General features: G+C 41.2%; 14 protein-coding genes. 3 read left to right on the top strand and 11 right to left on the bottom strand.

The window, feature by feature from the left end; all coding sequences use genetic code 11:
- Positions 1–178: 178 nt before the first annotated feature.
- The 5 genes from O3646_RS08390 to O3646_RS08370 all read right to left on the bottom strand — a co-directional run bounded on the left by O3646_RS08390 (position 179) and on the right by O3646_RS08370 (position 3803).
- Positions 179–673 carry a carbonic anhydrase gene (locus tag O3646_RS08390; protein WP_003008959.1) on the bottom strand — a complete coding sequence of 165 codons (495 nt, stop codon included), beginning with the start codon at positions 671–673 and terminating at the stop codon, positions 179–181.
- Between the two features lie 288 nt (positions 674–961).
- Positions 962–2320, bottom strand: a complete 1359-nt coding sequence (gene radA / locus O3646_RS08385) for a DNA repair protein RadA (protein WP_195623606.1) — start codon at positions 2318–2320, stop codon at positions 962–964.
- Positions 2321–2333: 13 nt separating this feature from the next.
- Positions 2334–2873 carry a histidine phosphatase family protein gene (locus O3646_RS08380; protein ID WP_195623598.1) on the bottom strand — a complete coding sequence of 180 codons (540 nt, stop codon included), beginning with the start codon at positions 2871–2873 and terminating at the stop codon, positions 2334–2336.
- A gap of 18 nt (positions 2874–2891) precedes the next feature.
- Positions 2892–3347 (bottom strand): isochorismatase family protein, encoded by a 456-nt coding sequence (locus tag O3646_RS08375; RefSeq protein WP_049491772.1) that lies wholly within the window; start codon positions 3345–3347, stop codon positions 2892–2894.
- Between the two features lie 9 nt (positions 3348–3356).
- Positions 3357–3803: a dUTP diphosphatase gene (locus tag O3646_RS08370; RefSeq protein ID WP_023919767.1), complete on the bottom strand. Its 447-nt coding sequence runs from the start codon at positions 3801–3803 to the stop codon at positions 3357–3359.
- A 427-nt stretch (positions 3804–4230) separates the two neighbouring features.
- Here O3646_RS08370 and O3646_RS08365 point away from each other — a divergent pair, with 427 nt between their 5' ends.
- Positions 4231–6051, top strand: a complete 1821-nt coding sequence (locus O3646_RS08365; RefSeq protein WP_023919769.1) for an LPXTG cell wall anchor domain-containing protein — start codon at positions 4231–4233, stop codon at positions 6049–6051.
- Positions 6052–6143: 92 nt separating this feature from the next.
- Here the strand turns inward: O3646_RS08365 and O3646_RS08360 are convergent, their stop codons facing one another.
- The 5 genes from O3646_RS08360 to O3646_RS08340 form a co-directional block, all read right to left on the bottom strand.
- A complete protein-coding gene (locus O3646_RS08360; protein ID WP_371610774.1) occupies positions 6144–9071 on the bottom strand; it encodes a YfhO family protein in 2928 nt (975 codons plus the stop codon).
- A gap of 17 nt (positions 9072–9088) precedes the next feature.
- Entirely contained in the window at positions 9089–10048 is a 960-nt protein-coding gene (locus O3646_RS08355) for a glycosyltransferase family 2 protein (protein WP_023919773.1), read from the bottom strand.
- Between the two features lie 70 nt (positions 10049–10118).
- Complete coding sequence (locus tag O3646_RS08350; RefSeq protein ID WP_371610773.1) at positions 10119–12179, bottom strand: Ig-like domain-containing protein; 2061 nt, start codon at positions 12177–12179, stop codon at positions 10119–10121.
- 163 nt (positions 12180–12342) lie between these two features.
- Positions 12343–14346, bottom strand: a complete 2004-nt coding sequence (locus O3646_RS08345; RefSeq protein ID WP_049491183.1) for a DUF2079 domain-containing protein — start codon at positions 14344–14346, stop codon at positions 12343–12345.
- A gap of 114 nt (positions 14347–14460) precedes the next feature.
- Entirely contained in the window at positions 14461–15150 is a 690-nt protein-coding gene (locus tag O3646_RS08340) for a gamma-glutamyl-gamma-aminobutyrate hydrolase family protein (RefSeq protein WP_003002057.1), read from the bottom strand.
- A gap of 273 nt (positions 15151–15423) precedes the next feature.
- On the opposite strand from O3646_RS08340, the gene O3646_RS08335 reads away from it, so the two are divergent.
- Entirely contained in the window at positions 15424–16440 is a 1017-nt protein-coding gene (locus O3646_RS08335) for an NAD(P)H-dependent glycerol-3-phosphate dehydrogenase (RefSeq protein ID WP_118227777.1), read from the top strand.
- Between the two features lie 45 nt (positions 16441–16485).
- Positions 16486–17394 carry a UTP--glucose-1-phosphate uridylyltransferase GalU gene (galU, locus tag O3646_RS08330; RefSeq protein ID WP_118396341.1) on the top strand — a complete coding sequence of 303 codons (909 nt, stop codon included), beginning with the start codon at positions 16486–16488 and terminating at the stop codon, positions 17392–17394.
- Between the two features lie 161 nt (positions 17395–17555).
- Here galU and O3646_RS08325 read toward each other — a convergent pair whose 3' ends face one another.
- Entirely contained in the window at positions 17556–19574 is a 2019-nt protein-coding gene (locus O3646_RS08325) for a C69 family dipeptidase (protein ID WP_371610772.1), read from the bottom strand.
- Between the last annotated feature and the right edge of the window lie 300 nt (positions 19575–19874).

The following is a 19874-nucleotide window of genomic DNA, read 5'->3' as shown; positions in this document are numbered from 1 at the left end:
GTCAATCTGTCGAAATAAAAATGTAACATTCTTGTTAAAATGTCATATTATACCACATATTTTTTAATAATTTGTGCTAAATTGTAACATTTTTTCCTATCCGGTTCACTTTTTTTACACCAAAAAAAGAATACAGGAAAACAAAGATCGTTCTTTCTTCCTATACTCTTCTATATAATTATTTCACTTCTGAGATCAATCCGGTGTCCACATCATACACCGCTCCCGAAATAACGACATCCTCTGGAATCAAAGGAGAAGCCTTTAAAAGCTCCATATCTTCACGGACACTCTCCTCAATATCTTGAAAGGGAAGGAAGTCGCGATCTCCTACATCCACACCCAGTTCTTTCTTGAGATGCTGACGGAAACCTTCGTTTTCAAAGGTCTGTGCGCCACAGTCTGTATGGTGCAAGACCACAATTTCACGGGTTCCCATTTGCTGCTGCGAAATGACCAAGGAGCGAATCATATCATCGGTCACGCGCCCTCCAGCATTCCGCAAAATATGGGCATCTCCAAGAGCCAGACCTAGTGCAGGCGCCACGTGAAGACGGGAATCCATACAGGTCACAATGGCGACTTGTGTTTTGGGCTTAATCGGAAGACGGAGGTCTCCATGTAGCGCCACATAAGCTTGGTTAGCTGTTAAAAAATTATCAAAATAAGACATGGTCTCTCCTTTATTCCTTTGAAATTCAAATCATCTATTATTTTACCACATCTCACTATTTCTGTCAGAAAGGATCTCCCGTCATCTGTCACATCTGAAAAAAGAGAGTGGGACAGAAATCGGTAATTCGTTAGAATTCGATTTCGTCGTCCCACCTCCGCACAGTTGAGCAGGGCTGTAAAAGCTGATGAAATCAGCGTAGTAGAGCCCACTCAACCACTGCGTCTTGCTCGATAATCCAAAAACAATTGAGATGCTAGGACTTTTGTCCCAGCCTCTTTTCTTCTATTAAAATACTTTCTTCAAGACTTCAGCTAGTGTACTCACACCGACCACTTGGATACCTGATGGTGTCGTGATCCCCGTCAGAGAATTTTTAGGCACATAAATCTTGGTGAAACCGAGCTTAGCAGCTTCATTGATCCGTTGTTCGATCCGATTGACTCTGCGGACTTCTCCGGTCAAGCCCAACTCTCCAACGAAACACTCTTGCGGGTTGGTTGGCTTGTCCTTGTAGCTGGAAGCAATGGCTACGGCTACGGCTAGGTCGATAGCTGGCTCATCCAACTTGACACCACCTGCAGACTTGAGGTAGGCATCCTGATTTTGAAGGAGCAAACCCGCTCGTTTTTCTAGCACTGCCATGATGAGACTAGCTCGATTAAAATCAAGCCCCGTTGTCGTCCGCTTGGCATTTCCAAACATAGTTGGCGTCACCAAGGCCTGCACTTCAGCTAGAATTGGACGCGTCCCTTCCATGGTGACCACGATGGACGAGCCAGTCGCGCCATCCAGGCGCTCTTCCAGAAAGACCTGACTAGGATTGAGAACCTCGACCAAGCCACCTGATTGCATTTCGAAGATACCGATCTCATTGGTCGAGCCAAAGCGGTTCTTGACCGCTCTCAGAATCCGGAAGGTATGGTGGCGCTCGCCCTCAAAGTAGAGGACCGTATCCACCATGTGTTCCAGCATCCGAGGTCCTGCCAAGGTTCCTTCCTTGGTCACATGGCCAACAATAAAGATGGCGATGTTATTGGTCTTGGCCAGCTGCATGAGCTCAGCCGTTACCTCACGTACCTGAGAGACCGACCCCTGCACCCCTGAAATCTCAGGAGACATAATGGTCTGGATGGAGTCAATGATCAGAAAATTAGGTTGGATGCGTTCCACCTCTGCTCGCACGCTCTGCATATTGGTCTCGGCATAGAGATAAAACTCACTGTCGATATCTCCCAAGCGCTCTGCACGGAGTTTGATCTGCTGGGCCGACTCCTCCCCACTGACATAGAGAACCGTTCCCACTTGAGACAACTGGGTTGATACTTGTAAGAGAAGGGTCGATTTCCCAATCCCTGGATCCCCACCGATGAGGACGAGACTCCCTGGGACCACTCCTCCACCGAGTACACGGTTGAATTCCTCCATCTCGGTCTTGGTCCGATGGACATTGATAGAGGTCACATCCGCCAGTTTCATGGGTTTGGTCTTTTCACCCGTCAAGGACACCCGTGCATTCTTGACCTCTGCAACCTCAACCTCCTCGACAAAAGAAGACCAAGACCCACAGTTTGGACAGCGCCCTAAATACTTGGGGGAATTGTAGGCACAATTTTGACAAATAAATGTCGTTTTTTTCTTAGCGATGATAAACCTCTTTCTAAATCTCTATGTCACACTCAATCACTTGGCAAAAATCAATCTTCTCATTTGGCACAAACTGGCGCATGAGCATTCCGTGAGTTACAATGATAATATTTTTATAATTTTTATATTTTTCCAAAGCTCTTAAAAAACGATGACGCATCTCTAGATCAGTTTCATAGCGATAAGGAGAATCTTCAGATAAAGCTCCTTGATATTTTAGATAATATTCATGAGCTACCAATACACTAGTTAAATCAGAGTTAGTGCCATCTAAGTCTGGACGCCACTCATGAAAAAACGGCTCCACAAACAAGTCCAATCCTGTTTCAACTGCTATATAATGTGCTGTTTCTAAGGCCCTCGTCACAGACGATGAAATAATAATCTCTGCCTTTCCAAAACATGCAGTTTTAGCAACTTCTTTTGCCAGACTGCGACCTTTTCCTGTCAATGGTGCTAAATCACGACCAAAACCACTATAGAGTTGCGGATTTTCAATTTTATCAAGCATACTATAATCTGGCTCCCCGTGACGGACAAAGATAATCTTCATATTAAGATCCCCATAAAACTATCCAATCTTGATTCCGCAATCTTGCCACTGCTTCAGTGTTTTAGAGAATTTCTTCTGGTTGGCAACTCCGACAGCAGACAAATCGACAGAAACCTGATAATTCTCCTTGACAGCTGCCAAAACGGAAGCCTTGACACAGCCATTGCCATCCACCCCTATAAACTCTATGCTTTTAGCACCGTTTCCCTCTAAAAAATCTTTTAAATCTGGATTAGTAAAGCAAGAAGCCCGACGCTTCTCAAAAATACGAGAAGATACAACCAGCAAGCCGGTCGTAAATTTCTTCTTTCTATCTTTTCTCTCCCAGAAAAAACGATTGAGAATATAGATAACTCGTTCGCTAGGATAGGTAGCAATTTTGTCATTTACAGCTGCAGTCAGTTCTTCATGATATGCTTTTCCTACAGCAACATAATCTGACTGCATGTCTACAACTAATAAATAGTCTGCCATTTTATTCCTCTATTTCCCTGTCGAACCAAATCCACCAGTACGCACGCCGTCTGCTTCATCTCCATCGGCAATCAAGAATGGTGCAAAGACAGCCTGAACCACACGTTCACCAACTTCAAGAACAACTTCCTGGTCGGTAATATTTTTCATCTGAGCAAAGATATGGCCTTCATTTCCTGGATTGCCATAGTAGTCTCCATCAATGACCCCCACAGAGTTGATCAAGACCAGGCCTTTTTTGCGAGGGTTGGACGAGCGATCGTAAAGATAAAGCACTTCACCCGCTTGCATATAGGCCTTGACCCCAGTTGGCACGAGGACGATTTCCCCTGGAGCAATCACCGTGCGCTCTGCCACCTTTAAGTCGTAACCAGCCGCGTGGGCCGTTTCCCGTTTTGGCAGTAAGTCCTGATTGGTATAGCTTGATACAAGCTCAAATCCGCGAATTTTTGTCATCATAATTCCTCTTTTATCTAAATAGTTTCCATCTCTTCTATTATACCATCACTTTGCCCTAGCGTCTCCCCTATACTACTATTCGTATTTTTTGAGTAAAAACCTCCTTTTTCACCTTCATTATTTGTAAATTATATGATACTTTCATGGTTGTTTTCTAAAAGAAAGTGAAAGTTAATGAAACAGCTTAAAAACACCTAATTTCACCGATTTTAGCTTGAAGCCAATTATTATTTTTGCTATAATTCCCTGTGTAGGGAATAATTTTAAAAGTAAAATATTTTACCCTATAAAATTATTTAATGGAGGTCGTGTCTCAGCACTCAATTCTAATTACCAACAGATAGGATTTGAAAGGTCCATATCGTTAAAAGTAATCAGGTATTGATGATTAGGCACTAATTTTTTTATGAAAAGGGAAGATAAGATGAAGAATAGGAATATCAAAATTTTCTCATTTGTCCTTTGTTTAGTGGCCATGCTTTTCGCTTTAGGTCTGAATCGCACTTCAGCAGAAACTCCTGGAGTGACAGTAAGCGGAAAATTGGTCGATACAATCAAAAATATCAAAGTTACCAATAATGAAGGTGGCAACCTTGATTGGGAATTAGGACAATGGGCAACATTTCGTATCAATGCTGATTTCGACTTAGCTGGTAAGAATGTCAAAAAAGGTGATACGACTGATCTCACCGTTCCAGATGCTTTGATCATTACGTCGCAAAGTTTTGAAATTCGTGATGTCAATACGAATGAGGTCATTGCCCACGCAACGGTTGACAAAGACAATAAGAAATTGTCATTGACTTACACTGACTATGTCGAAAAACACTCAGATACCCAGGGATCCTTCTTCTTCTATGCGCGGATCGACTTTAAGAAACACCCTCAACAAGGGGAAGTCCCTGTTGAAATTACCGTCAATGGAGAAACCAAGATCGGCGGGAAGGTTACCTTTAAAGGAGTCGGAGACGGTAACCCAACTCCATTATCAAAAACTAGTTGGGTGAATGACAACGACCATAAAACAGTCACCTATACTATTTCTGTTAATAAAAGTAAACAAAATATCAAAGAAGTCACTATTGAAGATCATTTGAGATTTACAAATGCTTCCTATGTAAAAGACAGCATCAAAGTCATCAAAGGGAAGTTCTCATTTGAAGCAGGTGAATGGGTCTTTTCAAATCGTGTTGATGTAACGGATCAACACCCTGTTACCATCAGTGAAGATGGTCAATCTTTTGTTGTCAATCTGGGGGACATTAGCGAAAACGATCAATATCGGATTGATTATGATGTTCGCTTAAATTACGAGCCTGTAGACGGGGAACTTCTTAAAAACGATGCTACCCTTAAAGGAAAGCAGTTTGAAACAAAAGATGTGACAAACACAGCCGCTGTCCAAGTCGCAGGAGGATCTGGTGTCGGTTATGTCTTTACAATTCATGTCCACAAGGTAAACGATGAAAGTCAGCCACTTGCTGGAGCTAAGTTTAAAATCGTTCGTCAAGCCAACAACCAAGTGATTGGGGAATACGTTACAGATGAGAACGGAGATATTACGGTTAATGCGCTCTTAAAAGATAAATACATCTTAACAGAAACCGAGGCCCCTGCGGGTTATACGATCAAGGAGGCTGACACCGTCGTAAATGCTGAAGATTTTGGTAAGGATCATAAGGTTACGAAGACGATCGTCAATCCAAAAGAACAGACAACGACTACGACAACCACTACAACTACTACTACGACAACAACCTCTACAACGACTCAAGAGCCGACAACAACTACTACGACGACTCAAGAGCCAACAACGACTACGACAACAACTGAGGAACCTACACCTACTACCACTACAACAACTCCAGAGTCAACAACAACTTCAACAACAACTGAAGAACCTACAACAACGACTACGACGACTCAAGAGCCAACAACTACAACAACGACGACAGAAGGTCCAAAACCTACGCCGACTACGACAACAACTACAACGACGACTACAACCACGTCTGAAAAACCAGTGCCGACTCCAACGACCACTACGACAACAACTCCAGAAGGGCCAACAACGAATACGACCAAACCTGGTAACCCAGATGATTCTGGCACCACAACTTCAAACGGAGGTCGCAAGACATTCCTGCCAAAAACAGGTGAAGCAGTCGCTACTGGTGTCATCTTGATCGGTGTTGCTATCCTATCAGGAGCCGTCATCTTGAAACGCAAGATTTCTAATAACTAATCGTTTGCATTGCGGATCATATAAAAAAGGATCGCATCCCATTGGATGCGATCCTTTTTTGTGTTGATCACAGTTTTTGATACTCTCACACCTTATTGTTCTTCATCACTTCTACTTCTTCTCATTTGAATGACGAGGTAAGCAACGGAAACAATAGATAGCAAGGCACCCAGGATCACTCCTTTTTGTCTAAAGACGAATTCAACCTTATGATTTCCCTTTGAGATTGGGAACGATAAGAATGCATTCCATGCTTTTTCAGTTTTGACAAACTTCCCATCCACTTTCACTTTCCAGCCATCGCTGTATGGAATGGAAGTCATCATATAGTTACTATCATCTGTAATAGACACATCACCAACAATATGGGTATTTGAAAACTTGGTTACATGTAAACCTTGTTTCTTACGGTTTTCTAATACCTGTTGAATTTGATCAACGTCAGCGCGATAAACACCTGCATTGCTCATATCGATGTGATCTGTTCTAAATCTAAATTCAATAACGGTTTCTTGGTTTTCAGTTTGATCTGTCAACTGCCAAATTTGTCTTTGCGTGAAAATTTTAGCATTGAGCAACCATTTATTATTGAGTAAAACCGAGTAATCTTGGTTTTGGATCAAAGATACAGGAGTAAAGAAATAATAGGTGTAATTGGTACGTGGAGTGACCTTATAACGAATAATGGCATCTTTTGACGAATCCGCTCTCTTATAGATGGCTTCTCCCGTTTCCTTATTAACCTTTTCTTCGATCACATTTTCTGTCTCGATCGAGCTGAACGCCAAGGGTTTAAAGTACTCAACGGTATCATTATTGGCCTTTTGATGCCCCTCCATGGAGTTCAAAATGATATTCTGGTTAGCAAAGGCATTATTGGCACCAAATTGAATATTTCTTACCAGGCTGTTAGTCCCGTATGCAAGTGGGAAGGAATTTGGATTCTTATAGACGACATAACGCTTGTCCTCATAAACCTTGTCTGTGAAATAGCGATGCAGATCAAAGCGGTCTGTAAATCGATAAAAGTACATCTTATCCGGATTGGCTTCAATATCTTTGGGATCAAAATCCTTGGCACTCATAAAGTAACGAACACCATATAAAGCATCTGTCAAAGGTGTCCCATTTGAATATTGGGTCGCCGCATTAACGCCAAGATCTCCCATGAAAGCAAAGTGATCCATGGTGCTACGTTCCAAACTTGAACTAAAGGTACTTAGACCCGGATAGGACACCAAGGAAGGAACTGTTCTGGAATAGGCAAAATCCGTGGCAATCCGATAGAATTTTTGATCTGCATTTTCTTGGATATTATCTGTCACGCGCTTGACCGAAACGGTCGCATCTGCAAACTTGTGCACATCATCATACCCAAATGTTACTTGGGACAAATAGGCATTATAGCCAAACTCAAAGATTGTCAGTACTGATACGACAATCATGGATAAACGTGAGATCTTAAAGTTTAGGATAAAGAGAATGCTCAAGTAGAGCATCGCTGTAATCCCCACTTGCGACAAGAGATAGCCTGTCTTTAACAAGACTGCAGCCAACACTAAGATGACCGCTGCTAGAGCCATTCGGATTATTTTTTCCAATTGACTCTTCTGAGATTTTTCCCAATACGCATAGAAGATGAAGCAGGTCACCGCTGCTATTCCCAGAACACTTAGAATAGAGAACTTAGAGAGGAAACGGCTGATCGCTTGCGGTTGAGTCTTTGAGATAAAACTATACTGATGGAAATAGAGATAGACTACCGACAAGAGCAAGCCCAAACCGATGATGCAGTTGGTTCGTTTGGAAATAACGATCTTCTGCTTCATCGCTTGATAAGCAAGGACTAGCATAAAGAATGAAAACAGCCAAGAAAAACGGAAGAAGAAACCGGCTGGGTTTTGTCCCATATGCCATATCTTACTGACAAATTCATTGACAAAGGAAATCAGGAAAATGAGGGTAACAATCCCTGCAGCCCATTTTTTGGCTTTTCCAACTTTTTGCGATAGGAAATAAAAGATAAAACCAAGAAAGCCGAGCGCTCCAATATAAATATTGGGAAGGTTGGGACCCGCTGACCACCCTGATGTCGTATCAAAGCCACCAACAACCAACTTAGAAAGAATATCTAAAGGGTTAATTTGGAAGGCAAATGAGAAGGTCATGCCTCCTCCAACTTGCCCCTTACTTTCAATCAGGTTGAAAAATACAGGCAAGAGCAAGACTGAGGCTGTCGCAATCCCAATAATCGAATAGATCACCGCTTGCAATAAAGGGATACTAAAGTTTTTAATCTTTGCCTTTAGATCCCCCTCAATCATCAATCTTGGCGATACATAGTAGCAGGCATACAGAGCGATGAAAATGGAGATCATATAGCCCATGTAAAACTGAAGCAAGACCGTCAATCCCAGAGCAAAAGCATAGCGATAAGGAGATTTCCCATCTAATAATTCTTCCAAATACACAATCACAATTGGCAGCATGATCATGGCATCATAGAAGATGACGTTCATCTGATAGGAAACCAACATCCCTGACAAGGCATAGGCTGTCGAGAATAATGGAACCAACCATTTTCTAGATTCTAATCCTTTGTAGCGCTTGATTAAAAGGAAAGCAAAGGATAGACCGATTGCCCCGTAGCGGAGCCAAATGGTTAAAAATACCGCTGCCCCAAAATATTTGAGGGGAGCTAGAATGTAGATGATGTTGAAGGGACTCATTAAATAGTAGCCGAGCACACCGATCATATCTCCACCAAGAGACTTGGTGAAAGAATAACTCAAACTAGATAGATCCCCCGTCAAGATGGCATTTTTTAGCAAGCCAAAGAAACTGATATATTGCTGTCCAAAGTCAACAGCCATCAGACTCTTGCTTCCAAAAGGATACATCCCTATAAAAGCCCACACAATGAGCATGATGGTCATTGGGAGCAGGGCACTTGCAGCATAGAGAACTTTCTTTGGATGTTTTTTCCAAAACTCTTGCCAACGCATGAACCAGATTAACATGTTTTCTCCTATCTTCTTTAGCCGATATGATTTTTCTTCGCTTGTTCGATATTGGTCTCTTCAATGATGAAATGAGGACGACGCTTCACTTCGTAATAGATCTTGCCAATATACTCTCCAAGAATTCCGATGAAGATGAGTTGCACTCCGCTAAATAATATAATAGCCGCAATCGTTGTGAAATAACCACTCACATAATTCCCAGCAGCGAAGATATATTTCATCAACTCAAAAACTAGATATAAAAGAGCCAGCCCTAAACAGATGAAACCGAATTGAATACAAACACGGAGAGGACGATCATTAAAAGAAATAATTCCTTGAATCGCATAATTCAAAGATTTCTTAAAACCAAACTTACTCTTTCCAGCCTTACGGGTTTCATTCTTATAAGGGATTACTTTCTCTTTAAAACCAATCCATTCATACAAACCTTTATTAAAGCGATTGTACTCTGGCATTGACACAAAGGCTTCCATCGCTTTTCGGCTAAGCAGTCTTAATTCAGATTTTCCATCTGTTAGGTGCACATCCATGGAGCGATTTGACAAGAAGTAAAACAAACGTGCAAAGGAACTTCCTACAAAAGATTCTCCTTCACGAGTTCGTTGGCCACTAACAATATCATAGCCCTCATTATAAGCTTCTAAGAATAAGGGAATCAAGTATGGTGGATGCTGGAGATCCCCGTCCATGACCATAACCGCATCCCCACTGGCATATTTAAAACCAGCCAAGATACCGCTCTCTCGTCCAAAATTTCGACTGAAACGGATATATTTGATGCGGTCGTTTTCTCTTGCAAATTCTTCAATTAACTCAAAGGTCTTGTCACTACTTCCATCATCGATGTAGAGGATTTCATAATCAGAGAGCTCTTTCCCTAGCATTTGCTCAAGCTGATTAGAAATTTCACGATGGGTTTGAGGAAGTACCAGCTCCTCATTCAAGAGGGTTATTAAGATTGATAATTTCATCCCTTTTCTCCATAATACATTCCCAAAAAAGAGAGAGCTCATGCTCTCCCCTTATATAGAAACTCATTGTTTATTTAATAGACAATTTTCGTTTCAATACGACTGCACCTGCTAACACAAAGGCTCCTGAGAATACAAATCCAGTTGCTGCAACTTCACCTGTATTAGGAAGAAGCACTTTACGCCCTCCTCCATTGTTTCCACCTTTTGGTCCTGGTTTTCCAGTCGTGGTCGTCGTTGTTGATTCTTCATTTCCTGGAGTCACCGGTTTCTCTGGAGTTGTTGTTGTTGTGGTGGTGGTGGTGGTTGGTTCTGCAGTAGTCGTTGTTGTCGTCGTTGGCTCTACAGTAGTCGTAGTAGTCGTTGACTCTCCTGTTGTTGTGGTTGAAGTAGTCGTCGGCTCTTCTGTTGTTGTAGTTGTAGTAGTCGTCGGCTCTTCTGTTGTCGTAGTTGAAGTAGTCGTCGGCTCTTCTGTTGTTGTGGTTGTAGTAGTCGTCGGCTCTTCTGTTGTCGTAGTTGTAGTAGTCGTCGGCTCTTCTGTTGTCGTGGTTGTAGTAGTCGTCGGCTCTTCTGTTGTCGTGGTTGTAGTAGTCGTCGGCTCTTCTGTTGTCGTAGTTGTAGTAGTCGTCGGCTCTGCAGTAGTCGTTGTGGTTGTCGTTGGCTCTGCAGTAGTCGTTGTGGTTGTCGTTGGCTCTGCAGTAGTCGTTGTGGTTGTCGTTGGCTCTGCAGTAGTCGTCGTTGTTGTTGTTGGCTCTGCAGTAGTTGTTGTCGTTGTCGTTGGTTCTGCAGTAGTCGTGGTGGTGGTTGTTGGTTCTGCAGTAGTTGTTGTGGTTGTTGTAGTCGTGGTGGTTGTTGTAGTTGTTGTAGTTGTAGTTGTTTTTTGGTCTACAATATTCTTAGCTACAGGAGCTTTTGGTGTTTTGAATTCACCAGCTTCAACTACAGTATCAGCTGCCAACTCATAACCTTCTGGAGCTTTAACTTCTTTAATGATGTATTTGTCACGCAAGATGTTCTTAACAGTGAATTCACCATTAGCATCTGACTCAAACTCACCAATGATATCTTGGTTAGTTGCACGGATAACTTGGAATTTCGCACCTTTAAGTGGAGCACCGTTTTCGTCTACTTTTTTCACTTGAATGCTAAATTCGTAACCGACACCTTCACCACCAGCGATTTGGATGTTTACTTTACTATTTGAAGGGTACTCCTCTTTGTTATCACCTTTGATTGTCGCTGTATTCTTAATTTGTTCGCCGTCAACAGTTTCATAGTTAGCAACTGCTTCATATTCTACTGCAAAGTGATCGTTAGCAGAAATATTACCAAAGTCAATAGAGAATGACTTATCTGTTGCATTTACTGTATAGTTAGCAGTAACGTCTTGTTTATTTGTAAGCGTCCATTTACCACCACTGTATACCCAAGTACCTTTGAAGATTTTGAAACTGCCAGCTTTGTAGGTAACCCCTGCTGATGCTATTGAATCTGAAAGGACTGCATTGTTGATTGCTTCGTTAGTTCTGTTTACAGAGATACGGAATCCAAGGTTTTTGTGATCTCCATTATCCCAACCAGATTTGATGATTGTGTAACGTTTACCTTCACCAACTGTTGTACTTGTTACTTTACCGTTGAATTTTACATTACCGTTAACAGAAACCTTAACAGGAACTTCACCATCATTTGGGAATTTATCTTTGTTAACACCAGCGTAGAAGAAGAATGAACCTGAAACGTCATTTTTCGTTTGAGCGAAATCTGTGAATGTCAAGACAATCTTACCAGTTTTTGCATCAACTTTTGCATCGGCAATCTTTTTACCAGTGATTGTATCGTTGATTTCAAAATCCTGAGACTTGATATCGATTGGTCCATCGATAGTGACTTCAGTTGTATCCCCTGCTTTAACATTTTTTCCTTCTAAAGCAAATTTTGCATTCAGACGGAAAGTGTCATAACGACCTAGACCGGTTGCTAATTCTTCACCTTTGCTATTTTGGATCTTGATCTCCGTGATGACATCGACTTTTTTAGACGTTTCCGCCTGTACAGTTTTAGAAAAAAGTGTCAATGACACAATCAATAGCGAACAAACTATTGACAAATAAACTGCTAACTTTTTCATTTTTTCTCCCTTTCTAGGCTGATTTTTTATAAATCAACGCATATAATATAGCAAAACATAGTGAGAAAGTCAAGATTATTGAACAAAAAATCCATCTTTTGTATATTTAAGGTCTATTTAGCTTGTGAATTTTTTTCTAAATAAACCTCCCTCTTTCAAACAGTTATTTTTCCAGAATCAGCACATCTTTTGTAGATAAGTTGCTCTCTTTATATCCTGATTCTTTATAGAGATTTAGAGTGGCTGTTTCAGAATAGCCTTTTTTCTCCTCTTGCATTTCCCTTGGAACTACCACTATGTCAATCTTAGAATCAAGCTTTTTGTCATTATGGTAGAAAATATCATACAATTTTTCATGACTGCGAAGACTTGGCGTATAGCCACCTGCTGCTAAGACCGCTTTATCTTTAGGGATGGCCTGCAAGGTCTTTTCGAGCCCATCAAAATAGTCTTTGCGTGTTTGATAGTATTGGATTTCAAAATTCCAATTATGTGTGAAACTATATAGAATGGCGCTTGAAAAAATGATGGAAGAAGCTAGTAGAGCCACCAATACATTATCTGATGCCAACTGATTCTTGCTTAATTGATCGATAGATAATAAAGCCATCAAAAACAGAAGCGTGACCGAACCATAGCTATACTGAAAACCAATATCATATTGGTAAGGCCAATCCATCAATAAATTAATGAGAAAAAGGGGCAACATCAGAAAATAGGTAGACCAACGTCGCTGAATCAGTGGTAAAAAGCTAAAAGGAAATAGGACCAAAAAGAGGTAACCAAGTCGTTTCGCTGTAAATAGACTTCCCAAAACATAAAGCGGATTTAGGACTACATTTTTCACAACCATCAGGAGGCCGTTTTCGCCACTCAATAATAGATTATTGTATCGAGAAACCATAGCTCCCTCGCCATATCTTGCTAAGAGGAACATGGCAAATGCAAAATAAAGTATCGGTAAGGCAAACAGGCTGAGATACAACCACTTTTTAAACTTGGCCTCGAAGGTAAAACGATGTTGAAAAGCAAAATAAAGTCCTAAGGACAGCACGTAGACAAAGGCATCCTCTTTCACAAAAAGGAGCAACAAGGTGAACAAGATAGTTCTTCCACGCCACTGAGAAATCAGGCTGTAGAACAACCAAAGTATCAATGGAGGCAAAAAACAATTTTCATGCAAATGGAATCCACCACTCGTTGTCATGACCGGAGTCACAAAAAAGAGGGCAAGTACAAGCGGCGTCATGACTTTTGGTAATTGTATTTTCTTTAGAATCAAACAAAGCGGGATAACTGCTGAAAATACAATCACTGTTTGAGCGATATCCAATGTTTCCACATAAGGAAATAGCATATAAAAGGGCAAGATCAAATAATAAATAGGAGAAATATGGACTCCGAAATGCGATAATGCCCTATCTCTTTCAAGGGTGGTAACTTGTGAAAAATCATGTCTCATTCTCTCAAACATCTGTGAAAAGATTCCAATATCAAAGGAAGAAACCGCATTGGCTTTAATCTTATAATAGGCAACAATCGATAGATAGAGCACGTAGAAAATACCACCGATTATTGTCACCACTGTGAGTCTTCGAACCCAGGTTTCATTAACTTTAGCCAAAGAAACCTTGGAGAGAAGAAAACCGATCAGGACGGCAACGATAACGGCTACTAATACTGGCCAAATCAAAGTAGGCAACTTCGATTCAGAAATCGTAAACGTAAAGATTCCCAGTTCCTTATCTTGAAGATTGGCACTGGTTTGTAGCAACAATTTCGGAAAAGACAAGACATCTACCGCTAAGAAGATATAAGCGATTTTTTCTTTTCCTAAATAAAAATATAGAAACAAGACCAGTGAGAGCAACACTAGGCCCAATGACATAAAGAGACTCGGACTTTTCAAAATAGAAATAAATAGGATACCTGCCACGAACCAGAGATTCAATTTTTGTATGCAGATATACTTCTTGCTCTCCGTCAAAAACCAAAGAATAGGATAACTAATGAACAAAGCAAGGACCGTATGGGTCCATCCCACTTTACCCAGTTCTAGAAATAATTCCTTTGTTGAAAAACTCAATAGATTGACCATCATGGCCACAAAATAAGAACCTAGAAGCAACCATAAATAGTTACGGTTCATTGTCTTAGCAAGTTTCATTTCTATCAATACCTCCCAATTGTAGTTCCTATTCTAGCACAAAATCCTTACTATTTCTAGATAGTAATAACCATACTAAAAGAGAGGCTGATATCAATTCAACCTCTCTTTTTCTTATAATTCCTGTAATAAATAACGGAAGAGTTCTAAATTCCCTTTTTCTTCATTGACCAAGTATTCTGGATGCCACTGCAAACCCATAATCCGATGGCCGTCTACTGCTTCAATCGCTTCGATGGTGTGATCACGCGGATCAAAGGCGGTTGCACGGAAATTTGGTGCAAGATCCTTGATACTTTGACGGTGAACGGAATTGATCCGACTGGCCTGACCAAAGAGTTGCTCCACCACACTACCTTTTTTAGTCTCGATAGAATGGGAAGTCCCAAATGGAAGACCTTGCCAATGCCCTTCAATCTCTTGATTGAGTGTTCCTCCAAAAGCTACATTGATCAACTGAACCCCGCGGCAGATTCCTAGAACCGGTTTGTTTTGGCGAACTGCTTCCTTCAGTAGGGCAAGCTCAAATTGATCGCGTTCGATATTGTAATCATCGCTTTCGATGGTTTTTTCTTCGCCATAGAGACTAGGATCGACATTTTGACCTCCACTTAGGATCAACTTGTCAATCGTTTCAACATAGTCCTTAACCAAGGAAGGGTCTCCCATCGGGATGACCATTGGAAGTCCACCTGCTTGACGGATCCCTTCCGCAAACTGACTAGACACGGAGGAATGAAGGTTTTTCCCTTCCGGGTCCACCGGACAGAGATTAGCGGATACTCCAACAATTGTTCTGCACATATTCATTCCTCCTTCATTTTAACTACTACTTATCTTACCACCCATTAGTGATAGTGTCTAATATGTATTTTTTAAAACCGTGATAGATTTTATTTATCACCCTCATCTTCCTCACAAAACAATTGATGATCATACAAGTTTTTTTACCTATATTATGTTAAAATAGAGAGGAAAATAGAATCGTCCTTCAAGGCACACATTAGGCCGTTTCGAAGGTGCAAGCGCTAGATTCCTAGCCTTGTTGAAAAAATAGACATAGAAATGGAAGATACAATGGAAAAACAAACCGTTGCAGTATTGGGTCCTGGTTCATGGGGAACAGCCCTTTCACAAGTCCTCAATGATAACGGCCATGAAGTCCGTCTCTGGGGAAATATCCAAGAACAAATCGATGAAATTAATACCACTCATACCAATCAACGCTATTTCAAAGATATCGTTATTAGCGATCAAATTACCGCTACGACTGATCTGAAAGCTGCTTTAGACGGTGTGGATGCCATCCTTTTTGTCGTTCCTACAAAGGTGACCCGCTTGGTCGCTAAACAAGTCGCTGAAACACTGGATCACCCTGTCACAGTCATGCACGCTTCTAAAGGGCTAGAACCTGGTACACACGATCGGATTTCTCAAATCCTTGAAGAAGAAATCCCTGCTTCTCTTCGCAGTGAAGTAGTGGTCGTTTCTGGACCGAGTCATGCAGAGGAGACTATCGTACGGGATATCACCCTCATTACAGCAGCCTCAAAAGATTTAGAAGCTGCACGCTATGTTCAAGAACTCTTTAGCAATCACTACTTCCGCCTCTATACCAATACAGATGTTATCGGAGTGGAAACTGCGGGAGCCTTGAAGAATATCATCGCAGTCGGAGCTGGAGCCCTGCACGGTCTTGGTTATGGGGACAATGCCAAAGCAGCCATCATCACGCGCGGTCTCGCTGAAATCACGCGCCTTGGCGTTAAGCTCGGAGCTAGCCCATTGACCTATAGTGGTTTGTCTGGGGTTGGTGACCTGATCGTTACCGGAACTTCTGTTCACTCTCGCAACTGGCGAGCTGGGGATGCTCTCGGACGTGGCGAAAAATTGGAAGATATCGAAGCCAACATGGGCATGATCATTGAAGGGATCTCTACGACCAAAGTCGCCCACGAGCTGGCCCAAGAATTGGATGTCTACATGCCGATTACACAAGCCATTTACCAAGTCATCTATGAAGGAAAAGATATCCGCGAAGCCATCCACCACATGATGAGCAATGAATTTAAAGAAGAAAATGAGTGGAAATAAGTCAACCACCCTATCATCAATCCTACCTTTTAGAAAGGAAACTATATGACTAAAGTTAGAAAAGCAGTCATTCCTGCGGCTGGTTTGGGGACACGCTTCCTCCCAGCTACCAAAGCTTTGGCAAAGGAAATGTTGCCAATCGTTGACAAACCTACGATCCAATTCATCGTAGAAGAGGCTCTGAAATCTGGGATTGAAGAAATCCTTGTCGTAACAGGGAAGGCCAAACGTTCGATCGAAGACCATTTCGATTCTAACTTCGAATTGGAATACAATCTCGAGCAAAAAGGCAAGACTGACTTACTCAAGTTGGTCAATGATACAACAGCGATTAATCTTCATTTCATCCGCCAAAGTCACCCTCGAGGTTTAGGGGACGCTGTTCTTCAAGCCAAGGCCTTTGTTGGAAACGAGCCTTTTGTCGTTATGTTGGGAGATGATCTCATGGACATCACCAATGATGATGCCTTGCCATTGACCAAACAATTGATGAACGACTACGATGAAACCCATGCGTCAACCATCGCTGTAATGGAAGTCCCTCACGAAGAGGTTTCTTCTTACGGTGTGATTGCACCTCAAGGCGAAGGCATTAACGGTCTTTATAGCGTTGAAACTTTTGTCGAAAAACCAAACCCAGAGGACGCTCCAAGTGATCTCGCTATTATCGGACGCTACCTCTTGACTCCTGAAATCTTTGATATTCTTGCAAATCAAGAACCAGGTGCTGGCAATGAAATTCAATTGACAGATGCAATCGATACCCTCAATAAGACCCAACGAGTCTTTGCCCGTGAATTTAAAGGCCAACGCTACGATGTGGGTGATAAATTCGGCTTCATGAAAACTTCGATCGACTATGCCTTGAAACACCCTCAAGTCAAAGATGATCTTAAACAATATATTATCGACCTTGGAAAAAAATTAGAAGCAACTGAACAAACTTCAGACTAATCATTCATAAATCAAAAGAATACAAAAGAGACTGGCCATATCATGTAAGAGCTTTACTGCCTTACAATGGTCAGTCTTTTTTTATAAAAAAGAGGCTGGATAAAAATCCGGCCTCTTTCGTTTCATTGGACTTGGTCCAATTTACTTTTTATTCTTATTGTTTAAGGATGAACATTGTAAGAATAATTTGTATTTGGGAAAGTTTCAACAGTTGCTTTCGCAAAAGATGAACCAAAACGATTGTTCTCATTGCCACCATTACCAGCTGAAACTGCTTCGGATGGATCTTGAGCTTTTGCTTCTGGTTTCACAAATGTTTCAACTTTAGTAGAAACATAAGATTCCTTATCTTTTGTAGCTGCATAACCGAAGCGGTTATTTGGATTGCCTTCTTCATTGACTTTGGTTTGAATTGGCTGAGTTTTTTCTGGCTGTACTGGTTTTTCAGGTTGAACTGGTTTTTCAGGTTGAACTGGTTTCTCAGGTTGAACTGGTTTCTCAGGTTCTACTGGTTTCTCAGGTTGAACCGGTTTTTCAGGTTCTACTGGTTTCTCAGGTTGAACTGGTTTCTCAGGTTGAACTGGTTTCTCAGGTTCTGGATCTTTGTAATCATCTGGCTTAGAGGCACGATATGGATCATCTTTACGACCTAACTCAATCAAATGCGCATGCATATCTGCTTCATAAGATTTGAAGTGTTCAAATAGTTTTTTAGAAAGTGCAAGAGCATTTGCTGTAACTTCGTCTTCTACTGCTTTAGCAGCTTCCGGATTATCTTTCAAAGCTTTATATTTCGCATCACTAGCTTCTTGTTCGATGATCAATTGTTTTTCAAGAGCTTTCCAGTGATCTTGGACTGATTTTCCAAAGACATCTTGGTTATTGATGGCCATCTGGTCAATATGCCATACTGTCCAATACCATGAATTTGGATCATAAGTTGCTGTTTGAGGTTTGAAGGCTTCGTAAGTATCTTTTAGATTACCATAGAATGGAACATAAGGAGTGTTCCGAGATGGTCCCATACCAAGCCATAAAGTACCACCAAATGATTTTGGAAGGTTTGGATTGATTTGGTAGACATGGGCATCGATAACGTTTTCGTTTCCTAAAGCATACTTGTATTGGTCTTTACGAACAGCATCATTGCTACCATTATCCCCTTGTTTCTTGACACCAATTTGATCGTCTGGAACAAAACGACCATTCAAATGTTCAAAACGGTTGCGTTGGAGAGCAAAGGCATCTTCCAAAGTAAATTTCTTGTTTGGATCTGTTGGTGAGCGGAAGAGTTCGTATTCATCATCTTCATAAGTCACTTTTGATTTTGGATCCAAAAGAGTGATTCCTGCGTAAGTACGTGAACGGTCTCCTTCAGCATATTTTTCTGGTCCATAAGATTTAGCGATATGGAAATTGCCATCTTTATCAGTCTTGTAACTACCTGATTCTTTAGCTACTTTTTCAACATCTTTTGAAGCAATAACATTTTCAGTGTCATTCAAGTTTACATGGCCAAGGTAGTAGGTATTGGCAAAAACTGCATATTTATCTTCTGGAACTTTAACAGCTACATATTGGTGTCCAGAAAGAATTTCCATGTACCAAGTTTCTTTCTGGTCGGCAATAACAACTGTATTCCCCTCAGCTGAACCTTTTTCTTCAATGACTTTCGCAAGTAGTTCGATTCCTTCACGAGCAGACTTAACGCGTGGTAAAACCACGTCCAACATAGCAGCTTCTGGAATTCCCTTTTCTGTCAATGGGTCAGTCTTCAAGACTTTTTTATTTGGAATTGCTGTAACAGTTGAGGTCATAGAGACACCGGCTTCGTTAAATCCATGTTCACCAAAGGCACCGTTACTACCATCTCCACGAGCAGAGTCATAAGTCGCTGTGTATTTCATTTCACTGGCAGCATGTGGATAGGTAAAACCATTAGATTCGTCTTCCAGTTGATCCCCTTCCTTATAGTTCTTCGCATCAACAACTACAAAGTTTTTGTTGTGCTTTCCACCATTTGGATAGTAAGGGTAGTCTTCTGTCCGACCAAAGAGAGTGGTCCCATCCTTGGTCAATTGGCGACCAATGATAAAACCGCAACAGGCTTGAACAGCTTGAATCGGTAGGAGTAAGAGTGTCATCGCTACCAATGAGAGTTTTAACAACCATTTTTTCATGGCAAATCTCCTTTATTTTTGCACTACTTCTGACAAAATAGCACTATTTTTGATTTTTATATCTCCAGTTTACACCTTTCTCAACCTTTTTGCAAACGCTTTTTATTTTGCATTTTTATACCTCTTTACCCATAATTGCCTTCTCTATGGACCTAGCAATAGAGGGCTCTCTTGACTCCTGCAAACATATTATAATAAATATATACAATTCTTTGCATTTCAAACAATTTTCTGTTAGTTTACGATTGCGCTACATTTTTTAGGAAAAAAAGAGAGTGGGACAGAAATCGGTAATTCGTT

The sequence above is a fragment of the Streptococcus sp. 27098_8_148 genome (assembly GCF_041432105.1).
Lineage (GTDB): Bacteria > Bacillota > Bacilli > Lactobacillales > Streptococcaceae > Streptococcus > Streptococcus parasanguinis_AE.
Note: the sequence above shows the minus strand (reverse complement) of the source record. Positions and strands in the feature narration are given on the sequence as shown.